This is a genomic window from Pseudomonas sp. PA-1-3F, from assembly GCF_021609665.1.
GTDB classification, from domain to species: domain Bacteria; phylum Pseudomonadota; class Gammaproteobacteria; order Pseudomonadales; family Pseudomonadaceae; genus Aquipseudomonas; species Aquipseudomonas paracarnis.
In genome coordinates, this window is record NZ_WJZD01000012.1 from 70,646 (window position 1) to 90,176 (window position 19,531).

Consider the following 19,531-nt stretch of genomic DNA (forward strand, 5'->3'; position numbering starts at 1 on the left):
GTGAACGGCCGTGGGGTTTTTCTCCGGCGGATCAAGGCAGTTTCAAGCTGGGCACTGCCGCTTTGCCTTGTGCGGTCAGCACCGGCTCCAATTGCTCCCAGGTGAAGGCCAAGTCGTTGTCGCAACCGTCACCATTGGCCGGTGTCGAGAGTTGCAGGCCCTGGGTGTTGAAGCTCAGGTGAAAATTGGAGTAATCGGTAATCGCGGGGCAGCCCTCGTCGGTGGTGGTTTGCTTGGCCAGCCAAGTGCTGAAGGCGGCCGGCAGCTTCAAATGGCCGGAGTAGGCGTCATGCCATTGCTGATGGCCGCCGAGCCAGGTCCATGGGTCCACACTCTCGCCGGTTTGCAGGTTCCAGGAGTGCAGGCCCCAACTGATGCCCATGGCGCCTTGGCCTGCGGCCCAGCGGTAGAACCGCACGGTGAGAAATTGCGATGACCAATAGGCAGGCTCAACCTCGATCTCACTGGTATAGACCGAGCCGTTTCGACCCAGGTATTCACGCCGTTCATAAAAATAGTCGGTTAGATCTTCGTCATTGACGGCCAGGGCGGCGAGTTGCTGATTGATCTTCTGCACCCCCGGGCCATCGCCCTCCAGCTTGAGCGTGACGCGGGGGCCTTGGGTCTTGAGCTGGTAGGGATGGTTGTGGAAAGTCTTCTTCTCAGTCTTGATCGGCAGCGGCGCAGCTTCCATGGGCGCGTTATAGGCATCGCTGCCGCAGCCGTCCGTGCCAATGCGGCGCAGGGCCAGTGGCAGCGGCGCACCGCCATCGGTTTTGCTCCAAGCACCAGAAAGGGTATCGCCCTGAGGTTTTTGCAGGGCCCAGAAACCGGTGTTGCCTTCCTCCACCCAAGGCGCGTTGTCGTTGGCCTGGGTCAGCTGAATCGGCGTACGGATGCGCTGGTAGTAATAACTGCCATGCTCCCCGTCGGCGCCGTTGAAACAGACGGTGATAGCGGACTTGCCCAAAGTACCTTGCCAAACCCCGGCCAACTCGGCAGCGGTGGCGAGTGAAGGGATGACGGCGAGGGCGATGACGGCGAAGGGCTTGAGCACGGGTATCTGACTTCCGGTTGTCTGATAAAGGCCGTCAGGGTAATGGGAAGTGTGAGGGGATGCCAGCGGGCGAGATGCGGTGAGGCAGCTCGCCCGTTTGCGTGTTTTAGGGCTGTGGCGTCTGGCTGGTGAATGGTTGGGTGTTCAAGACTCGTTCTACCAGTAGCTCACCCAGAACGATCAATTGTTGGGCGGCCAGCAACTTGTGGCGGTGCGCGCCTTCAAGTTCGAAAGCCAGGTCGGTGGTCATGGCGTTGAGGGAGGCGAGGGTTTCGCTGGCTTGGATTAGCAGGGTTTCGGGGTGGATGTTTTCGGCGAGGGTGAAGAGGGTGGTTGGGGGATTGGGGGTGATCTTTTTCACGATGAAGCTCCTACACTGTTTAAGGAGCTGCCTCCCCCTGCTGTCAAACAGGATTGGGTGGCAGCTGTACGCGGGTTGACAGACCGGAAGTGTAGGAACCCGGCGCACCCGAAGATGCCCCACGCACAGCCGCCATGAACGGAGCGGAATGCGTAAGCATGCCGCCTTATCACGGGGTGTGAAAGGTTACACTTTTCGGCCTGTCAAAGCCGGACGCTGATCATCAGCGACGCAAAGAAGTTAGCGTTGTGAAGGGGGCTGCGCCAGTTCACCAACAGCGCGGCAACTCGCGGGAAAATTCCGAAGCTCGGCCCTGCGGGGTTCAAGCCTGGATTCATGATTATTACTGGTGTGTTTTTGCCAGGCGAAAAAAAGCTCAGGACTGCTGGGCAGGTTCTAACAATTGCCTGCGCGCTGTACTGAGCTGGTAGAGGGTTTTGTTCAGTCGCTGCCCGAGTGTCAAGGACGAGATGGGCTATCGTCGAGTCTGGCGCTGCGATTGCGGCAACAGTCGCAGGTTATTCGCGACAGGTGAGTTTGACCAGTTCACCAACAGCGCGGCATGTTGCGGGAAAATTCCGAAGCGCTGCCTGGCGACTTTCTGTCCTCCGGGATTCAGGTCGCCAGCGCCAGCATTCTTTCCAGCCGGAAACCTCTGCTAAAAGCTCCAGTCCTCAGCCTGAACTAACTGGCAGAACGGCCCGTTGAGCGTGGCATTGTGATGAGCCACGATGGCCTCGGCTTTCATCAATGGCGTGTCAGAACAGGTATGACCGTCGGCGATAAGTACCGCATCGAAGCCAAGATCACGCGCGGCACGGCAGGTGCTGTCGACGCAGTATTGCGTTTTCATTCCGGTGACCACCACGCCGGTGGCGCCGCTGGAGCGCAGATTGTCCGCCAGGTCAGTCATTGCAAAAGCGTTAGGCCGATGCTTTTCGAACACCACTTCCCCTCCCTGCAACTTCAGTTCCTCGGCAACCAGCGTAAGCGGGCTGCCCGATTCGATTGGCGAGCCAGCGGGGCCGATGTGACGCGCGAGAAAAATCGGCACGCCTGCGCTGCGGGCCTTGTCCATAAGGGTATTCAGGGTTTTCAACAGCTCGTCGCAGCGCCAGATTTTTTCCGGACCGTGGATGAGTCCGACTTGGATATCCAGTATCAACAGGGCGTACATGGGTGCATCTCCTTGCGTGTGGACCAGCGACACAAGGCATAAAAAAGGCCCTGTCCATCGCTGGCGGGCCTTTGAAGTGTTCGTTTGTTACTGGCTCACGACACCTCGCACGCTCCGCTTGATGCGGTCGTGGTGGTGGTTGTCGAGGTGAGGCGATAGGTAGTCATGGGGCGACACTAGCATTGTGGTTGATGGAATGCCAGGTACAAAAAAGACGTCCATGGATGTCTCTTTTCGTTAAGCCGGGGTAATCTGAGATAAATGCATAAACTTTTGTTTTTTATAGATTTAATTCGGTTTAGTTTTTTATTGGATTACTCTTTGGTATACAAAGTCCATTTGCAAGGCTCTGAAGTGTGATCAGGCAGGCCTATGAGATTCCACCTGATCCGAGGGGGGCGATCAAAGCAGCTATCCCTTTACGCGCCAGTGGTGCGTCTGTATTCCATCCTGTTCTCGCCATTTAAACCTTACGTTCGCTCGGCTTGTGGGCGACGTTACTCTTGAGTTTTTACCTTGTTTTTCTGGGTTTTATGATGGGTTATATTTCTGTCCCCCCACTATGGTTGTGCGTGTCACCATTCAAGCTCGTGGCTGATGCCGTCATTGTTTCATGCAGTCGAGCTCTGCTGTAATTCCACCTGCGTGGCAATTTGCCGGCTAGTAATCCATGATAATTCCCTCAACTCGCATAGAGGGATTCCTTCATATGGAACTGATCGACAACACCAACCCCCTGCTTGGTGAAAACCCAAAAGGTGCGTTCAAGTCGGGCATGGACTCAGGTCCATTCGGACCTGAACGTACTCGTTTAGTGACGTAGTACTGACATAGATCTCCGGCGAATGTGCCCACTCACTTGCCATGGTGGCAAAAAGCACAGGGCATAGCTTTACCCATGCCCTGGCAGTGGATAAGGTGACGACCATTGCTTCATGGCACGCCGTGGTATCCCAGGGATGATCAATTTACAGCGTTTGTTGTGAGCACGAACGCTGTAGCTCCAGCCCTTGAATTCCTCACCTGTACCTACGTGAATTTGTGCTTTGCGCAGTTACGATGCGCCGGACATAGGCTTTTCGCTCATCCGTAACCATCAGGTGGATGCTTACGGTGTTAAGGAGTTAAGAATGACTGCAACAGCGGAAGACATCAGCTACCGCAATATTCCTGAGCCCGGCCAGCTCGTCGAAGTTAGACGTCGCCAATGGGTGGTTGCCGAAGTGGATGCTTCCAAGCTAGGCAGCGTGCAGCAGCATGCTGTCACGCTGGCTTCGATCGACGAAGATGCCTTGGGTGAAGAGCTTCAGGTGATTTGGGAGATCGAGCCGGGGGCGCACGTCATTGAGCGCGCTGGTTTGCCGGCGATCACCGGACAGGACGACTCCGACACGCTTGAGGCCTTCCTTGATGCCGTGCGCTGGGGTGCAGCCACTAATGCTGATCGTGGCTTTCTGCAGGCGCCCTTTCGTAGTGGTGTGACGCTGGAAGACTTTCAGCTTGATCCGCTTGTACGCGCCATCGATATGGCGCGCGTGAATCTGCTGATCGCTGACGATGTTGGTTTGGGTAAGACCATTGAGGCCGGCTTGGTCATCCAGGAAATGTTGCTTCGCCATCGAGCACGCACCGTGCTGATCGTTTGCCCTGCATCGCTACAAGAGAAATGGCGCCTTGAAATGGCGGAGAAGTTCGGGCTCGAGTTTCGCATCGTCGATAGCACCTACATCAAAGAGATGCGTCGCGAGCGTGGTATTCACGCCAATCCGTGGAACTCGTTCCCGCGGCTGATCACCTCAATGGACTGGGCTAAAGCTGGCGAAGGGTTGCGGGCATTTCGCGATATTTTGCCGGCATATGCTAATTATCCGCGTAAGTTCGACCTATTGGTTGTGGATGAAGCTCACAATGTGGCGCCGGCTGCCGGCGCTCGGTATGCGCTTGAGAGTCAGCGAACCCGCTTGATTCGCACCATCGCGCCGCACTTTCAGCATCATCTGTTTCTGACTGCAACGCCGCACAACGGTTACACCGAGTCGTTCACCTCGCTGCTGGAACTGCTTGATGACCAGCGTTTTTCCCGCAACATCATGCCGGATGAGAAACAGCTCGCTCAGGTAATGATTCGCCGACTGAAAAGTGAAATCACCGACAAGGATGGGCAACTGATCTACGCCCCACGCAAGCTTGAGGCCCTGGGCGTCGACTACACCGCAAAAGAGCGCGAAATCCACCACAAGCTGCAAGCTTTCTGTGCCAGTCGAGAAGTTGCAGATGCTGAACTAGGTGGTGTGACGGGCGTGTCCTTTATCAATCAGCTGCTGAAAAAGCGCCTGTTCTCGTCACCGGCCGCATTCGCTTCAACCTTGGCAAAACATATCGCCACATTAGAAAGCGGCGCAGTTCGCAAGGATCGCGGCGGGTTGTCTGATCGCATCTTGCTCAAGGCCATTCAGCGTGCTGAAGAGGATTACGCCAACGACGCTGATGTCGAGACTGCGCAGCAAGAGGCAGTCGAAGAGGCGACCCGTCATTCTCGGCCTTTAAATGACGTAGAACGTGTTTTGTTGGACGAGCTACGTCAGTGGTCGCAGCAGGCGATGCACCAGACCGATTCGAAGGCTAAAGCCGTTCTCGCCTGGATTGATAACTATCTAAAAACCAATGGTGACTGGAACGGTAAGCGCGTAATTCTCTTCACCGAGTACCGCACGACGCTAGATTGGTTGCAGCGAGTTCTGGCAACCCATAATTTGGGTGGCGACCGGCTAATGACTTTGCACGGTGGCATGGATCACGACGACCGAGAGATCGTCAAAGCAGCTTTCCAGGCAGCTCCGGATGTTTCGCCAGTGCGCATCTTGCTGGCGACCGATGCGGCTTCCGAAGGTATTGACCTGCAGAACCACTGTAACTATCTCATCCATCTAGAAATCCCCTACAACCCCAACGTCATGGAGCAACGCAACGGTCGTATCGATCGTCACGGTCAGCGGGCAAAAGAGGTGCTTATTTGGCACCCGGTTGATGCCAAAGAAGGTGGCGAATCTGTTGGTGGGCATAAAAACGATATCCTGCGTGCACTGCGTAAGTTAGATGCAATGCGTGCAGATATGGGCAGTGTTAACCCGGTCATTGCACCACAAATGTCGGGGCTGATTGAGGGCTCTTTGCGTGACCTCGACACTCGCATGGCGGAGGCAAAGATTGAGCGGGCCCGTCGCTTTGTTCGTACGGATAAAGAAATTAACTCTCGAGTAGCCAAGCTGCATGAGCGCCTAATTGAGACGAAGGAAGGCTTGCACCTGTCGCCAGAACACATCCTGATGGCGGTCAAGACCGCTCTGGCGTTGGCTGAAAAACCCGCGCTGCAACCGTTGCAATTGGCCGGCTTCGAGTCAGGTGCCATATTTGAGTTACCGCCGCTGGGTGGCGCTTGGGAGCGTTGCCGAGAGGGGCTAGAACACCCATTCACCGGCAAGATTCGGCCCGTGACCTTCGATCACGAAGTCGCGAAGGGCCGCGATGATCTGGTATTGGTTCATCTCAACCATCGGTTGGTGCAGATGTGTCTGCGTTTGTTACGTGCTGAGGTCTGGGCTCAGGAGGACAATAAAAAACTCAATCGAGTAACCGTTCGCGTGCTACCTGACGACCGCCTTGATACACCTGCCGTAGTCGTTGTGTCGCGATTGGTCATTACTGGTGGTAACCACCATCGCCTGCATGAAGAGCTAACGGTGGCTGGTGGCTACCTTCGTGAGCAAGGTTTCAAGCGCGAGGAGGGCGTTACCCGGGTGCAAGCTTTGCTAGATGAGGGACAACCGTCCCGGTTGGATGCCGTTGCGTTCGACACCCTGCGAGCACGTTTCGGCGCTGCCGAAGAGTCTATTCAGCAAACTCTTAAAGCACGCTCGCGCAACCGCCTTGAGTCTCTGGGTAACACTCTAGAAGCCAGAAAAAACTCAGAGTTGAAAGATATTAGCGCCGTATTGAGTGAGTTAGAGCGAGCGATTGGTGCGGAGCTAGGCAAGGCAGAGGACCCCGAGCAATTGACTCTGTTCAGTGAGGATGAGCGCACCCAGCTGCGTCGTGACAACTCAGCGCTGGAGGCGCGCCTAGCACGCATTCCAGTTGAGCGAGAGCAAGAAATCAGCGCTATTGAAGCGCGCTGTGCCGCGCCGCAGGATCGCACCTTTCCCGTCGCTGTCATCTTTATTGTTCCCGCATCGTTCGCACAGGGAGGCCGTGTATGAGCCAGGACAACAACCACGACGAATGGCTGTCACTGATCGAGATTTCAGGCCCGTTCCTCGCTGTACCTGTATTAAAAAAAGCCTTTCCACAAGGTCTGGAGGCTGTCGATGGCCGCGTACGCAAGTACCTGCGTCAAGCCTATGATGAGTGGTGCGAGGCGCGTGACAATGACGACCCGCAACTCGAAGAATTACACCGCGCCTGGATTCGCGAAGTGCTGGCACGCGGCCTTGAATACGATGAGAAAGATTCGGGCGCGTTGCTCAAGCGAGGCGAGGCTATACCGGCGACCTTGCACGTCGCGCTGCCAGAACATGGCGTCACGCTAAGCCCGGATTACGCGCTGGTCAATGGTCAGAAAGCACTGCTGCTGATCCAAACCTACCCTGCGAATACTGACTTGGATGCAGCAATCAGCCAGCAAGGTTGGGTGGCCACGCCTGCCGAGCGGATGGTGCAACTCTGTCGTACTACTGGCTGTCGTTTGGGTTTGATTACTAATGGCGAACGTTGGCTGATGATTGATGCGCCTGTCGGCTCGGTCGTTACCTACGCCAGTTGGTATGCGCGTTTGTGGGGGCAAGAGCCATTAACCCTGCAGGCCTTCCTCACGCTGTTAGGTATTCGCCGTTTTTTCGTGGAGACCAGTGAGCAGCTACCTGCACTCTTCGATGAATCTCTGCAACACCAGGAAGAGGTCACCGATGCATTGGGTGAGCAGGTACGTCGCGCTGTCGAAGTGCTGATTCAGTCGCTCGACAAAGAAGACCTGAATAGCGCCCGGACGTTGCTGCAGGATGTGGCGCCTACCCAGCTGTACGAAGCTGGCCTGACCATCATGATGCGTCTGGTCTTCTTGTTGTCGGCCGAAGAGCGCGGGCTGTTGTTGATGGGCGATGAAGCTTACGAGGCCAACTACGCCATCTCCACCTTGCGCATGCAGCTACGCAAAGAATCGGACGAGGTGCTGGAGCGTCGGCATGACGCTTGGGCGCGTTTGCTGGCGACCTTCCGCGCCGTGTATGGCGGCATTGAGCATGAGACTCTGCGTTTACCGGCGCTGGGCGGCTCGCTGTTCGATCCGGATCGCTTCCCCTTTCTCGAGGGCCGTCCAGCGGGTTCAAGCTGGCGCACGGACGATGCCCGGCCCTTGCCGATCGACAATCGCACCGTGCTGCTATTGCTGGAGGCAATCCAGCAATACCAAGGACGTACCCTGTCTTACCGTGCGCTCGATGTAGAGCAGATCGGCTACGTCTATGAAGGCTTGCTCGAACGTACGGTTAAACGCACAGATGTAGTGACATTAGAACTGGTCGGCGGCAAGGGCGCAAAAAAAACTATTCATGCCTTGAGTGAACTGGAAGCTTTACGAGGGCGTGACGAGGATGAGTTCACTCGCCATCTGGCTAGTTCGGATGCGCTGAAGCGAAGTGAAAGTGCCATCCGAAAAGATTTGGTACGTGTTGTGGACGCCGCTCTGACCAATCATCTGCTGACGGTTTGTCATGGCGATGAGGCGTTGCGTGATCGACTATTGCCCATCGCTAATCTGTTGCGAACCGACCCATGGGGTTACCCATTGGTGTATGCAAAAGGTGCCTTTATCGTCACCACCGGTTCTGACCGGCGTGAAACCGGTACCCACTACACCCCGAAGTCGCTGACTGAAGCGATCGTCGCCGAGACCCTCACACCGGTGGTCTATGTTGGTCCTGCGGAAGGTGCGCAGCGCGAGCAGTGGGCTCTCAAGCCCCCCGCTGAACTGCTTGACCTCAAGATTTGTGATCCGGCCATGGGATCGGGTGCCTTCCTGGTGCAAGCCTGCCGTTGGCTGTCTGATCGCCTCGTTGAGTCATGGTCACAGGTTGAAACCTTGGGCAAAACCGTGAGTGAGGATGGTGAAGTTATGGACGCGGGAGATGCCAGGGAACTTCTACCCCGCGATAGCGAAGCTCGCACAGTGATTGCGCGCCGCCTCATCGCCGAGCGTTGTCTATACGGGGTAGATTTGAATCCGTTGGCAGTTGAACTGGCCAAGCTCTCAATCTGGCTGGTGACGCTATCCAAAGGCCGTCCATTCGGCTTTCTCGACCACAGCTTGCGTTGTGGTGACAGCTTGCTCGGCATTCACCGGCTGGATCAGCTTACCGAACTCAGCATGACTCCCGATGGTAAAAGGCAGCAGGGCCTCTTTGGCAGGAGTATCGGAAAAGCAGTTCAAGAGGCAATTGAACTACGTCAGCAATTACGCAAAACTTCGATTCGAGACATTCACGATGTCGAGCGAATGGCAAACCTAAATTGCCATGCTCAAGTACGTCTAGAATTGCCAGAACAAATTGCCGATGCGTTGATAAGTGAAGTATTTCGCAACAGCGGCAATGCACGGAATCTCATACAGGTCATGCTTAAACTCGCGGACAAAGCTGATCAGTTCGTTGAAGGTGACAAAAGTGCTATTGATACGCTTCGAAAAGAATCAATGGAGGGGCTTTCTATTGAGTTGCCAGTAAGCAGAGAGTCAAGAAGGCCGTTGCATTGGCCGTTAGCATTCCCTGAGGTTTTTGAGCAAGGAGGTGGTTTTCACGCCATTGTGGGGAACCCCCCCTTTCTAGGTGGATGGCGAATAACCGGCGCACTTGGAACGATCTATCGAAACTTTCTAGTTGAAACTATCGCCGAAGGAAAAAAAGGCAATGCCGATTTGAGTGCATATTTTTTTCTGCGCGCGGCACAATTGCTGAACGTTAATGGGATGGCAGGTTTACTGGCAACCAATACTATTTCTCAGGGTGGAACACGTCAGGTTGGATTGGACCAACTTGCAGCCAAAGGTTATGTATTCCCTAAGGCGAACTCAAGCCAGCCGTGGCCGGGTGCTGCTGCTCTTGAAATTGCCCACGTATGGATCCGAAAGGGTGGCTGGAAGGGAAAATATGTTCTAAATAATGAACCAGTCTCAGGAATCAATCCGTACCTCACAGTGCCAGGAAATACCCAAGGGAAACCCCTTAAGCTTTCTGAAAACGCAGGTAAGTCGTACGTCGGCTCTGTTGTAATTGGAATGGGGTTTATTTTGACCCAAGAGCAAGCTGAGGCGCTGATTAATAAAGCTCCTAGCAACGCCAACTGCCTCTTTCCGTACCTTAATGGTGATGACATAAATAGCCGCGTTGATCACTCGCCAAGTAGGTGGGTCATTAACTTTCAAAACTGGCCACTAAATCGAAGTTTAGATGGGAGTTGGGATTCCGCATCGGAGGTCGAGCGAATTAGCTGGCTGAAGACAGGGGTTGTACCCCACAACTACCCTGGCCCAGTGGCGGCTGACTATCCGGACTTACTATCAATAGTGGAAGAGAAGGTTAGGCCGGAACGCGCAAAACTAAAAAGGGCAACCTACCGTGATAAATGGTGGTGTTTTGCCGAAAGACAATCCGCACTATATCAAGCCATTTCCGGACTGAATCGTTTCTTTGTTCATCCCTTTACAAGCAAACACCATTCTCTTGTTGCCTATGAGCCAGGGATAGTATTTAGCCATATGACTGTTGTGTTGCTTAGTGAGAGTTGGGGGTTTTATGCCGTCGTTCAATCTGAGCTTCACTGGAAATGGGCGTTGCAATACGGAAACAAACTTGAAAATCGCCCGCAATATAGTCCGTCTGACTGTTTTGAGACATTTCCAGTTCCGGTGAATTTTGAAGCTTTGTCTGTCATTGGTGAACGTTACTATTCTGTCAGGCAAGGTGTTATGGCGAGGCTTAAAGAAGGCTTAACCAAGATTTACAACCGCATTCATAATCCAAATGAAGATGAGCCAGGAATTCTAGAGCTGCGCAAGTTGGCTTTGGAGTTAGATAAGGCTGTTCTGAATGCTTACGGGTGGGGTGAGTTGGAATTGGAGCATGGATTCCATGAAACCAGCCAAGGTATTCGATACACAATATCTGAAGCCGCTCGCATTGAGGTTCTTGACCGACTTCTGGAGCTAAATCACGCGCGCTATGAAAAAGATGCTGTTCGAATTGGTCAAACGAGCGCGAAAACTCAAGGTGGCGCGAAACGTAGGAAAAATGACAAAGGCAACGCTTCGTCAGTGATTTTGGGTGATCTATTCGCTGGAGAGAACGCATGACCGTGATCTCTGCTGACCGTCCCAGCTCGAACCCACAGGGCGACCCCCAGGGCGATTTTTTAGATGGGTTTGCGGCCTGTTTGATGAAAGAGTCGAGCCCGTAAGCATGTTTTGACGATTAGGCGGAAATGCCGAACTCTCGCTCAAGGCCAAGTGCTATCGACCAACACTTGGCCGTGATACGCCGAGTACGGTGGACCTAAAACAGGTGTCTCGACTGATTTCTCGTATACGTCATAGACAATTTGGCGTGTTGGTTACGACCTCAATAGTTGCTCGTCAGGCCTATCAAGAAGTGCGCGAGGATCGTCATCCGATTGTTTTTATTTCGGGGCGAGATATTGCCGAAATTCTGATCAAGAACGGCTTCAACACGGAAGGCAGAGTCGAAGCCTTGCTAAAAAATGAATTCAAAATTTAGAGGTGCTCATGGAGCAAAGCGCTGTGAAACAAACTGCTAATGCATGGATCGCTATCGATCATGGCCTTGCCACTGATCCAGCGCTGATACCTTACATACTGGTCTTGAAAGGCGAGCGCGCGCTTTATCACGCCATCGCTGAAGATGACTGGGTTCTGATCTTGAACACCTCTGGTGACATCACTCGAGTGGGACGTGTCATGCGCCTTCGCTCCGACAGCGAGACTACGTCGCTATTCTTCGACAAAGTATTGGCTGTTGAATCGCCAGTGCCGTTTGCAAAAACGGGGCTCGTTCCGCCAACTGGTCGTATTTCTCGCGTGCAGTGGACCGAGTTCGCTGAGGCGCTGCCCAAAGCGCTTGATCTGACGGTTGCCGACGTTTCTTTGATCAAGAATGAGGCTTACGTACGCGAGTTGCTGCAGTTCGCCATCATGGATGATCTGTTAGGGCCTGCCGGTGGCCCTGAAGAGTTCATCGTCGATATGAGCGTGCGAGATCGTTATCTAGTAGGCAAGTTGGCGCCGATGGACAACGCTGAGCGTGGCGAAGACTGGGTGCCTGCTGAAAAAGGTGATGAAGATGAGCCTTCCGATTTAGAGCCAAAGGCGCAACGTAAAAAAGTTGACTCGCCCTTGATCTATGGCAGCGGTGACTTCGATGCAGATGAAGAGGTGGATGCCGCGTCGAATCAATCGCTCGCACCCTCTAGTTTGGGCTTCACCTTTTGTGTCGATGGCAACATTGAATGTCTTGAAGTAGTGGTGAGTTGGGGGCGCTATGAACGTGTAGCCAGCGACGATCACGACCATACCAAGCTTATAAAGGACAAGCTCGTTAAGGCTAAAGTTTGGAAACGAGCTCCTTCTGGCGGGGTGTTTGCGCTTGCGATGACACCGGGAGTTGTTTCTCCTATCGCGCCAGATGCAAGCAGCCCTGAGGTGCGCATTCAGGGCACTGTCAGATTGCCCAATGACAAGGGCGATCGCTTGGTCACTCTGTTTCTGGTTAACGGGCAAGTGGAGCCAGATGAGAATCGCGATACCGCGTGGGTGTTTCAGCCTGAAATCATTGTGCGAGCGAAAGCTGGCAGCGAAGTAGCCGATATTTTCCGACGCCGTCCGGCACTGGATGCGGATGCTGGCGCTGAAGACGATGAGGATCTGCGAGAGCGCTTGGCGCTAGAGATGATTTACCGCGATCGCGTTGAGTTTTCCGTGGGCCATGGTGTTGCGGTGCATGCAACAACTGGCAGCGTTCCAGTTAGGGCACTTGAGCTGCGTACGGTGGTCATGCCGCAATACGAAGTCGCTGTCACTGAAACGCCAGGCTTAGATCCGCAAGATCGGCCCGCGATGCGCAAAATGACTGCCGATGGCTTGCTGGACATGCAGACGCTGGCAGACCTTGATAAAGATGCGCTCATCGCGGCACTCGGTGTGTTGACGCAAGACTATGCCGCGTGGATTGAGGATCAGCGTGGCCGGGTCGGTAGCGATGTAATTGGTTACGACCAGCAGGCCAAAGAAGCGCTGGAGCGCTGCGAATTGATTCAAGCGCGACTCCTTGCTGGCGTCGATTTGTTGGCTGTCGATGACAAAGCGCTGGCTGCGTTTCGCTTCGCTAACCGCGCAATGGCCATTCAACGTGTGCGTAGCGCGTATGCACTAGCGCGGCGGCGTAAGCAGGAAGTTGAAGTGGCTGACTTCGCAGTGACTAAGAACCGTACTTGGCGACCCTTCCAGCTTGCCTTTCTGTTGTTGTCCGTGCCGGCGCTGGCCAATCCGGCCCATACCGACCGAACCCAGCCATTGCAGGCTTATGCCGATCTAATTTGGTTTCCCACGGGTGGTGGCAAGACTGAGGCGTACTTGGGAGTTGCGGCGTTCACCATGGCGATTCGTCGCTCACAAGGAAATTTGGGCGACTACGACTCATCACGTGGCCTGGCCGTCATCATGCGCTACACCTTGCGTCTGCTGACATTGCAACAGTTTCAGCGGGCCACCGCATTGATCTGCGCAATGGAGCATATACGGCGCGAGGCACTGGCTGCGGGGGACAAGTCCCTGGGTGAGAATGCCTTCACCATTGGCCTGTGGGTCGGCAACACCGTGACACCAGGTAAAACTGAGGATAGTCACAAGTTTATTGAAGCCGTTCGTACCCCAGGGAAGAATACTGCTGGTATGGCCTCACCGGCGCAGCTGACGGGCTGTCCTTGGTGTGGCTCAGAAATTCTTCCCGGCCAAGATATTGTCGTCGACAAAGTTGCAGGGCGTACGTCGATCTACTGTGGCGACAAGAAGAGTGAGTGCGATTTCTCGCGTGGCCGCTCAAGTAAACAAGATCATCCTGGCCTACCAGTGATGGTGGTGGATGAGGAGATGTATCACCGGCCACCAACGATGATGATCGCCACCGTCGACAAATTCGCGATGATGGCCTGGCGCGGACAAGTGCGAAATTTGTTTGGTAACGTTTCTCAGGAATGCACCCGTCATGGTCTCCTTTGGCCTGGCTCTAAATGTAATACCGGGCATAGGGCAGCTGCTGGCAAACCTGCCGCGACCGTCAAGGCAATTCGTCCAATTCGACCGCCAGACCTGATTATTCAGGACGAATTTCACCTGATCAGTGGCCCGCTGGGAACTATGGTGGGCCTCTATGAAAGCGCCGTCGATGAGCTGTGTAGTTGGCGTTTGGGTGATCACTCAATTCGTCCAAAGGTGATTGCCTCCACGGCTACCGTGCGCAAGGCGCAGCAGCAGGTCAACAACGTGTTTATGCGCCAGGTAGCAGTGTTTCCGCCGCATGGTCTGGATGTTGAGGACAACTTCTTCTCGGTACAGCGGCCGATTGAGCAGAAGCCGGGGCGACGTTATTTGGGCATTTGCTCGCCTGGTAGTTCGCGTCCGGCGATGCTGATTCGGGTCTACACCGCGGCGTTGACGGGTGCGCAGGCGTTATTCGACCGCTTCGGTAAGGTCGCTGATCCGTACATGACCATGGTGGGGTACTTCAACTCGCTACGTGAGCTGGGGGGCATGAAGCGTTTGGCTGAGGACGATGTGCAGACTCGTGCTTATCGCGTGCAAATGAGCATGGTCCAGCGCCCTGGGTTGGCTCAGCGCAGTGTCATGAATATTCGTGAGTTGACCTCGCGAGTGTCCAACCAAGACATCCCTAAGTACCTAGATCAGCTTGAGGTAATGTTCAAGTCCGAATGGGACCCTGAAAAGCTCAAGCACGTGACTCGCTGGGTTGATGGGGACTCGCGGGCCATCGACGTTGTGTTGGCGACCAATATGTTGTCGGTCGGGGTCGATGTGAGTCGTCTGGGAATCATGGCTGTCAATGGTCAGCCTAAAGGGACCGCGGAATACATTCAGGCGACTAGCCGGGTAGGGCGCCAGTCGCCAGGTCTGGTCTGCACCGTTCTGACTTGGGCAAGGCCTCGCGACCTCTCGCATTACGAGACCTTTGAGCATTATCACGCCACCTTTTACAAACATGTCGAGGCTCAGTCGGTCACGCCATTTTCACCGCGGGCGATGGATCGAGGGCTGACTGGCGCGATGCTGTCATTACTGCGGGCAAAACATGCGGACTTTGCTGCGAACAATGGGGCGGAGAGTCTCAAGCAGCCGAACCAGCCTGAGATGTTGGATGCCATGAAGGTGCTCGAAGCTCGCGCCGATAACGTTGCGGAAGAGCCGGCGCAGAAGCTCGCTGGAAGCATGCTCAAGCAGCGCGCGGATGAGTGGGTGAAGGAAGTGATGCAGGGTAACCGTCTCTTGGCTTACGAGAAACGAGGACCGGATAAGGACAGAACCGCTGCATTGATTAATGCGCCTGGTCCGCAAACTTGGAACAACTGGACAGTGCCAATGTCGATGCGAGAGGTCGAGCCGGGTGTGCGTTTAGTGATGAACTCAGCGCGTATAAATGACGATATTCAATGGAAGCCTCGCCCTGCAACGGCTGATAAGGACGAATGAAAATGGCTAACGAAAAAACTCCCGTTGGTTCAGTCCGGCCGAGCCAGCTGCTCTGGACCTATGGTCCTGGTGCGCTGATTGATTTGCCAAACCTGTCGGTCGTGACGCTAGGGATAAACTTTTGGGAGAAGGATCGCTGTCGGCCGGTGGTAGAAAGTCGCCTGCTGGCTGCCGTGCAAAAAGTACTCGGGCCGCAGGTTGAATCGCTACGTATGCCTCCGTTCACGACTAGCGACGCGGTTGATCCGTACTCGGCTGAAGCTTATGTAGGGGTTCCTGTGCGGCCCTTTCCTCGCTGGTTGCGTTGCGTTAAGTGCGGAATGCTTTCGCCTTATGACAGTGGGTTGTTCGATCTGAAGGAAAATCGTTTTCGGCCGGAGGCGACTTGCTTCGTTCATAAGGGTTGCACGGGGTCAAAAGGAGATCAGCCTGCGAAGGATGCCGATGCTGTGCCTGCGCGTTTCTTGCTGGCTTGCAAGAATGGGCATCTGGATGACTTTCCGTGGAACTGGTACGTCCACAGTGGTCTTAGTGGTTGCAAGGGTACGCTGCGATTCTTTGAAAGCGGCGCGTCTCTGCAAACCGAGAACCTTTGGGTGAAGTGTGACTCCTGTGGTGTGGCCCGTAATATGGCTCATGCTTTCGGGCAGCTAGGTAAAGAAAACCTTCCGGGGTGCCGCGGTCGGCACCCTCATCTGGATCACTTCGAGCCTGATTGTGATGCGGAGCCGCGCGTGGTTCTGCTGGGGGCGACCAATAGTTGGTTTCCTATCTCTATTTCTGCGTTGGCCATTCCACAGGCTAAAGATTCGCTGGGTCAACTTATCGACGATGGTTGGGATTTCTTCCACGATCTTGATGGCGTAGAAGAGGTGCCGTTGACGGTAAAAATGTTAAAAAAAACCGGTGCGTTACCGGGGATTGACCAATATTCCGCCGAGCTGATCTGGGCTGCAATCGAGCAACGTCGTAGTGGTGGTGATGCGAATGTCACTGAGTCGGACATCAAGGGGCCTGAGTGGCGCGTGCTGATTGATCCGTCACCAGTGAATGACTATCCACATTTCACCTCAGAAATAGTCAATGTTCCTGGGCGTTTCAAGAGCAAGATCTCGAGGGTGCTGTTATTGAAGCGCTTGCGTGAGGTTAATGCGCTGCTCGGCTTTACACGAGTGGAAGCTCCTGACGATTCAGCTGAGATGGCAGCCGGTCCTACTAAGGCTCCGCTGTCACGGGGTAAACCCGATTGGGTTCCTGCGAATCAGGTGCATGGCGAAGGCATTTTCATCCAATTCGATGAGCAGGCTATCGCTGAGTGGGAGCAACTTGAAGACGTCCAAAGCGTTGATGAGCGCTTACGTGGCGGTCATAAGGGCTGGCGAAACTCTCGGCATTTAAGTCCTCCGGAAGAAGGCTATCCAGGCGCTCGCTATGTGCTGCTTCATACCTTGGCGCATATGTTAATTCGTGAGCTGGCGTTGGAGTGCGGGTACAACGCGGCCAGCATCCGCGAGCGTATTTATGCGGACGTGAATGCAGAGGGCTGCCAAGCGGGCTTTATTATTTACACGGCGGCTGCCGATTCCGATGGGACCCTGGGTGGTTTGGTCGAGCTGGGTAAGCCAGAGAACCTTGAGCGTTTGCTTGTGCAGGCTTTGCGGCGTTCTCGCATATGCTCGTCTGATCCGCTTTGCGCCGAGCATGACCCGCAGAAGGATCGAAGTCTGCATGCGGCCGCTTGCCATGCATGTTCATTCGTCGCTGAGACCTCTTGCGAGCGCGGTAACCGCTATCTCGATCGTGCGATGGTGGTTCCCACGTTTGAGAACGACAAGGCCGCATTCTTCAAGGACGTTTGAGATGAAAGTTCTGCTGGAGGCAGTGTCGGCATTGGTGGCTATTGTTTCTCCTGACCGTACCGCCGCTTTGGCGGCAGCGGTCAGGTTCATTGGTGCTGAGAATGCGGGGAAATTGAATAATGCTTCCGTGTTGTCTGCCAAAGCTGGTGACTCATTCAAGGCTATGGTCGCGGCATGGAAGTCTAACCCTGTCACAGGTGAAACCTTAGCAGCCATGCTGCTGGCCGCTGACCATGCTTATCGTCAGGCAGAGGCAAAGCAGGTAGTCGATTTGGTGTGGACCGGCCCCACTACGGACATTGTTCCGGCGCGTCGAACCGAGCAGGCTCTGATCCAGGTAATTGATGCTGCAAAGCAGAGGTTGTTCATAACGAGTTACGTTGCTTACGACATTGAGTCGATCACTAAGGCTCTGAGGTCAGCGGCAGAGCGCGGTGTGGCGATCAACTTCCTGATGGAGCTTTCGACAGCCAGCGGTGGCAAGGTCAGCATCGACCCTATCGATAACCTGCGCAAAGTCGTTCCTAGCGCGCGGTTCTACATCTGGAAGGACAAGGGTGCGATCTTCTCGAATGGCAGCGTGCATGCGAAGGTCGCGGTGGCCGATGGCTCGCACTGTTTCATAACTAGTGCCAACCTCACCGGGTACGCAATGGATCAGAACATGGAGGCCGGAGTCTTGATCTCTGGAGCTCCATTGCCCGATCAGCTTCATCGGCACCTTGAGGCGTTGGCGGTAACTGGGGTGATCGTGCCTGTCGCGTGATGTTCTTGTGGGAGAGGGGTGAATGTCGCGAAGTGACATCATGCGAGCGGTGAAACGCGCTCATACAGCGCCAGAAATTGTCGTTCGCCAAGCACTGCATGCTTTAGGGCTCAGGTTTCGTCTGCATCGCCGAGATCTCCCCGGTTCGCCGGACATAGTCCTGCCGAAATTCCGAACGGTGGTTTTCGTGCATGGATGTTTCTGGCACCGCCATCCCGACTGCCGCTACGCGACTACTCCTAAGAGTAGACAAGAGTATTGGCTACCAAAGTTCGAAGCGAATGTAGGGCGTGATGCGCGGAAGGAAGCTCAGTTGCGAGACCTGGGCTGGCGTGTAGTGGTGATGTGGGAGTGTGAAACGAAGAGTTTTGAGGCACTGGAGGCTCGCCTCAGGCTTGAATTCGACCTTCCGCTTGGCGAATCGATTCGTAGTCCCTGATGTGTTGCATCAGGCTTTCTCCGATCACTTCTCCCAATCGCACCGGAACTGCGTTGCCGATCATACGGCCGACGGCTTTGAAGGTGATCCGCTCTGGCTCCATGAACACGTAGTTTCTTGGAAAGGACTGTAGGATAGCTGCTTCACGCAGTGATAGAGCGCGAGCCTGATCAGGGTGACCGAAACGGCCGTTCCCGAAGCCGTAGCAGAGGGTGGTCATTGTCGGGCTTGGGCGATCTGCTCGCATACGCCCGTACACGCTCGGATAGGTTTTTCCGCTCGCTTTGCGATGGCATTCAGCGACTAGCTCTGGCGGCCAATCCTTCCAGGTTCCGCCCGGCCTGGAGTGAATGATGCGTCGCATGTTGATCGGGGTGAGTGTTGCTGCCCGGTGAAGTGGGTCGTTCGGGTCACATTCTCCGGCCGCTAGACGAGGCAGTGCGCCGATTACGTCCTCGACATTGATCGGGGTGTTCAGATGCGTGGGAGGGATGATGCTTATGGGCATTCCCAGTTTAGAGGCGAGCAGAACATGGCGGCGTCGCTGCTGTGGCAAGCCGTATTCGACGCAAGCCACGCGTCCGTCCCAGATCTCGTAACCCTGGTCCCTGAGGCTTTGTACGAAGTCGTGGTATACCTCGTGCTTGGTGACGTCAGGAACGTTTTCCATGGTTACCAAGTGAGGCTCAGTTTCCTTGATGAGGCGGCTGAAGTGATAGAGCAGCGGCCACTTGCGATCGTTGCGGGTGTCTTTGCCTTGATTGTAGGTTGAGAACGGCTGGCAAGGGGCGCAACCGGCAAGCAACCTGTATTGACCAGGGCGATACCAGGCCAGCAACTCTTCGGCTGTCACTTCCGTCACGTCTTTTTTGACGAAGGCAGCCTGGTTGTTCTCCTGGTAGGCGTACGCACATTGGCCTTCGATGTCGTATCCAGCATGCACTGTAATGCCGGTATTACGCATGCCAGCGGTGAGGCCACCAGCACCACAGAAAAGGTCAACTGCATCAATCATTGGGGGGAGGTCCTCTTAGCAGCAGGTATTCTAGCTG

General features: G+C 54.8%; 10 protein-coding genes and 1 pseudogene. 7 read left to right on the forward strand and 4 right to left on the reverse strand.

Annotated features, from left to right (window positions below; all coding sequences use genetic code 11):
- Window positions 1–31: 31 nt before the first annotated feature.
- The 3 genes from GIV26_RS10630 to GIV26_RS10640 all read right to left on the reverse strand — a co-directional run bounded on the left by GIV26_RS10630 (window position 32) and on the right by GIV26_RS10640 (window position 2,595).
- Window positions 32–1,057 carry a hypothetical protein gene (locus GIV26_RS10630; RefSeq protein WP_236280407.1) on the reverse strand — a complete coding sequence of 342 codons (1,026 nt, stop codon included), beginning with the start codon at window positions 1,055–1,057 and terminating at the stop codon, window positions 32–34.
- Between the two features lie 106 nt (window positions 1,058–1,163).
- Entirely contained in the window at window positions 1,164–1,418 is a 255-nt protein-coding gene (locus tag GIV26_RS10635; protein ID WP_054896140.1) for a DUF6124 family protein, read from the reverse strand.
- 658 nt (window positions 1,419–2,076) lie between these two features.
- The gene (locus tag GIV26_RS10640) at window positions 2,077–2,595 is read right to left on the reverse strand and encodes a cysteine hydrolase family protein (RefSeq protein ID WP_236280409.1); all 519 of its coding nucleotides are present in this window, start codon (window positions 2,593–2,595) and stop codon (window positions 2,077–2,079) included.
- 1,130 nt (window positions 2,596–3,725) lie between these two features.
- On the opposite strand from GIV26_RS10640, the gene drmD reads away from it, so the two are divergent.
- The 7 genes and pseudogenes from drmD (at window position 3,726) to GIV26_RS10675 (ending at window position 18,479) form a co-directional block, all read left to right on the forward strand.
- The gene (gene drmD / locus GIV26_RS10645) at window positions 3,726–6,851 is read left to right on the forward strand and encodes a DISARM system SNF2-like helicase DrmD (RefSeq protein ID WP_236280412.1); all 3,126 of its coding nucleotides are present in this window, start codon (window positions 3,726–3,728) and stop codon (window positions 6,849–6,851) included.
- A complete protein-coding gene (locus tag GIV26_RS10650) occupies window positions 6,848–10,993 on the forward strand; it encodes a BREX-1 system adenine-specific DNA-methyltransferase PglX (protein WP_236280417.1) in 4,146 nt (1,381 codons plus the stop codon). The genes drmD and GIV26_RS10650 overlap by 4 nt, the downstream gene beginning before the upstream one ends.
- Before the next feature lie 148 nt (window positions 10,994–11,141).
- Window positions 11,142–11,414, forward strand: a pseudogene (locus GIV26_RS10655) (restriction endonuclease); the annotation flags it as partial.
- 23 nt (window positions 11,415–11,437) lie between these two features.
- On the forward strand, window positions 11,438–15,415 hold the full coding sequence (drmA, locus tag GIV26_RS10660) for a DISARM system helicase DrmA (protein WP_236280424.1): 3,978 nt from the start codon (window positions 11,438–11,440) through the stop codon (window positions 15,413–15,415).
- Between the two features lie 2 nt (window positions 15,416–15,417).
- Window positions 15,418–17,274 (forward strand): DUF1998 domain-containing protein, encoded by a 1,857-nt coding sequence (drmB, locus tag GIV26_RS10665; protein ID WP_236280427.1) that lies wholly within the window; start codon window positions 15,418–15,420, stop codon window positions 17,272–17,274.
- Between the two features lies 1 nt (window position 17,275).
- Window positions 17,276–18,040 carry a DISARM system phospholipase D-like protein DrmC gene (gene drmC / locus GIV26_RS10670; RefSeq protein ID WP_236280430.1) on the forward strand — a complete coding sequence of 255 codons (765 nt, stop codon included), beginning with the start codon at window positions 17,276–17,278 and terminating at the stop codon, window positions 18,038–18,040.
- A 22-nt stretch (window positions 18,041–18,062) separates the two neighbouring features.
- Complete coding sequence (locus tag GIV26_RS10675; RefSeq protein ID WP_236280433.1) at window positions 18,063–18,479, forward strand: very short patch repair endonuclease; 417 nt, start codon at window positions 18,063–18,065, stop codon at window positions 18,477–18,479.
- Here the strand turns inward: GIV26_RS10675 and GIV26_RS10680 are convergent.
- Window positions 18,430–19,494, reverse strand: a complete 1,065-nt coding sequence (locus GIV26_RS10680) for a DNA cytosine methyltransferase (RefSeq protein WP_236280436.1) — start codon at window positions 19,492–19,494, stop codon at window positions 18,430–18,432. The genes GIV26_RS10675 and GIV26_RS10680 overlap by 50 nt on opposite strands.
- Between the last annotated feature and the right edge of the window lie 37 nt (window positions 19,495–19,531).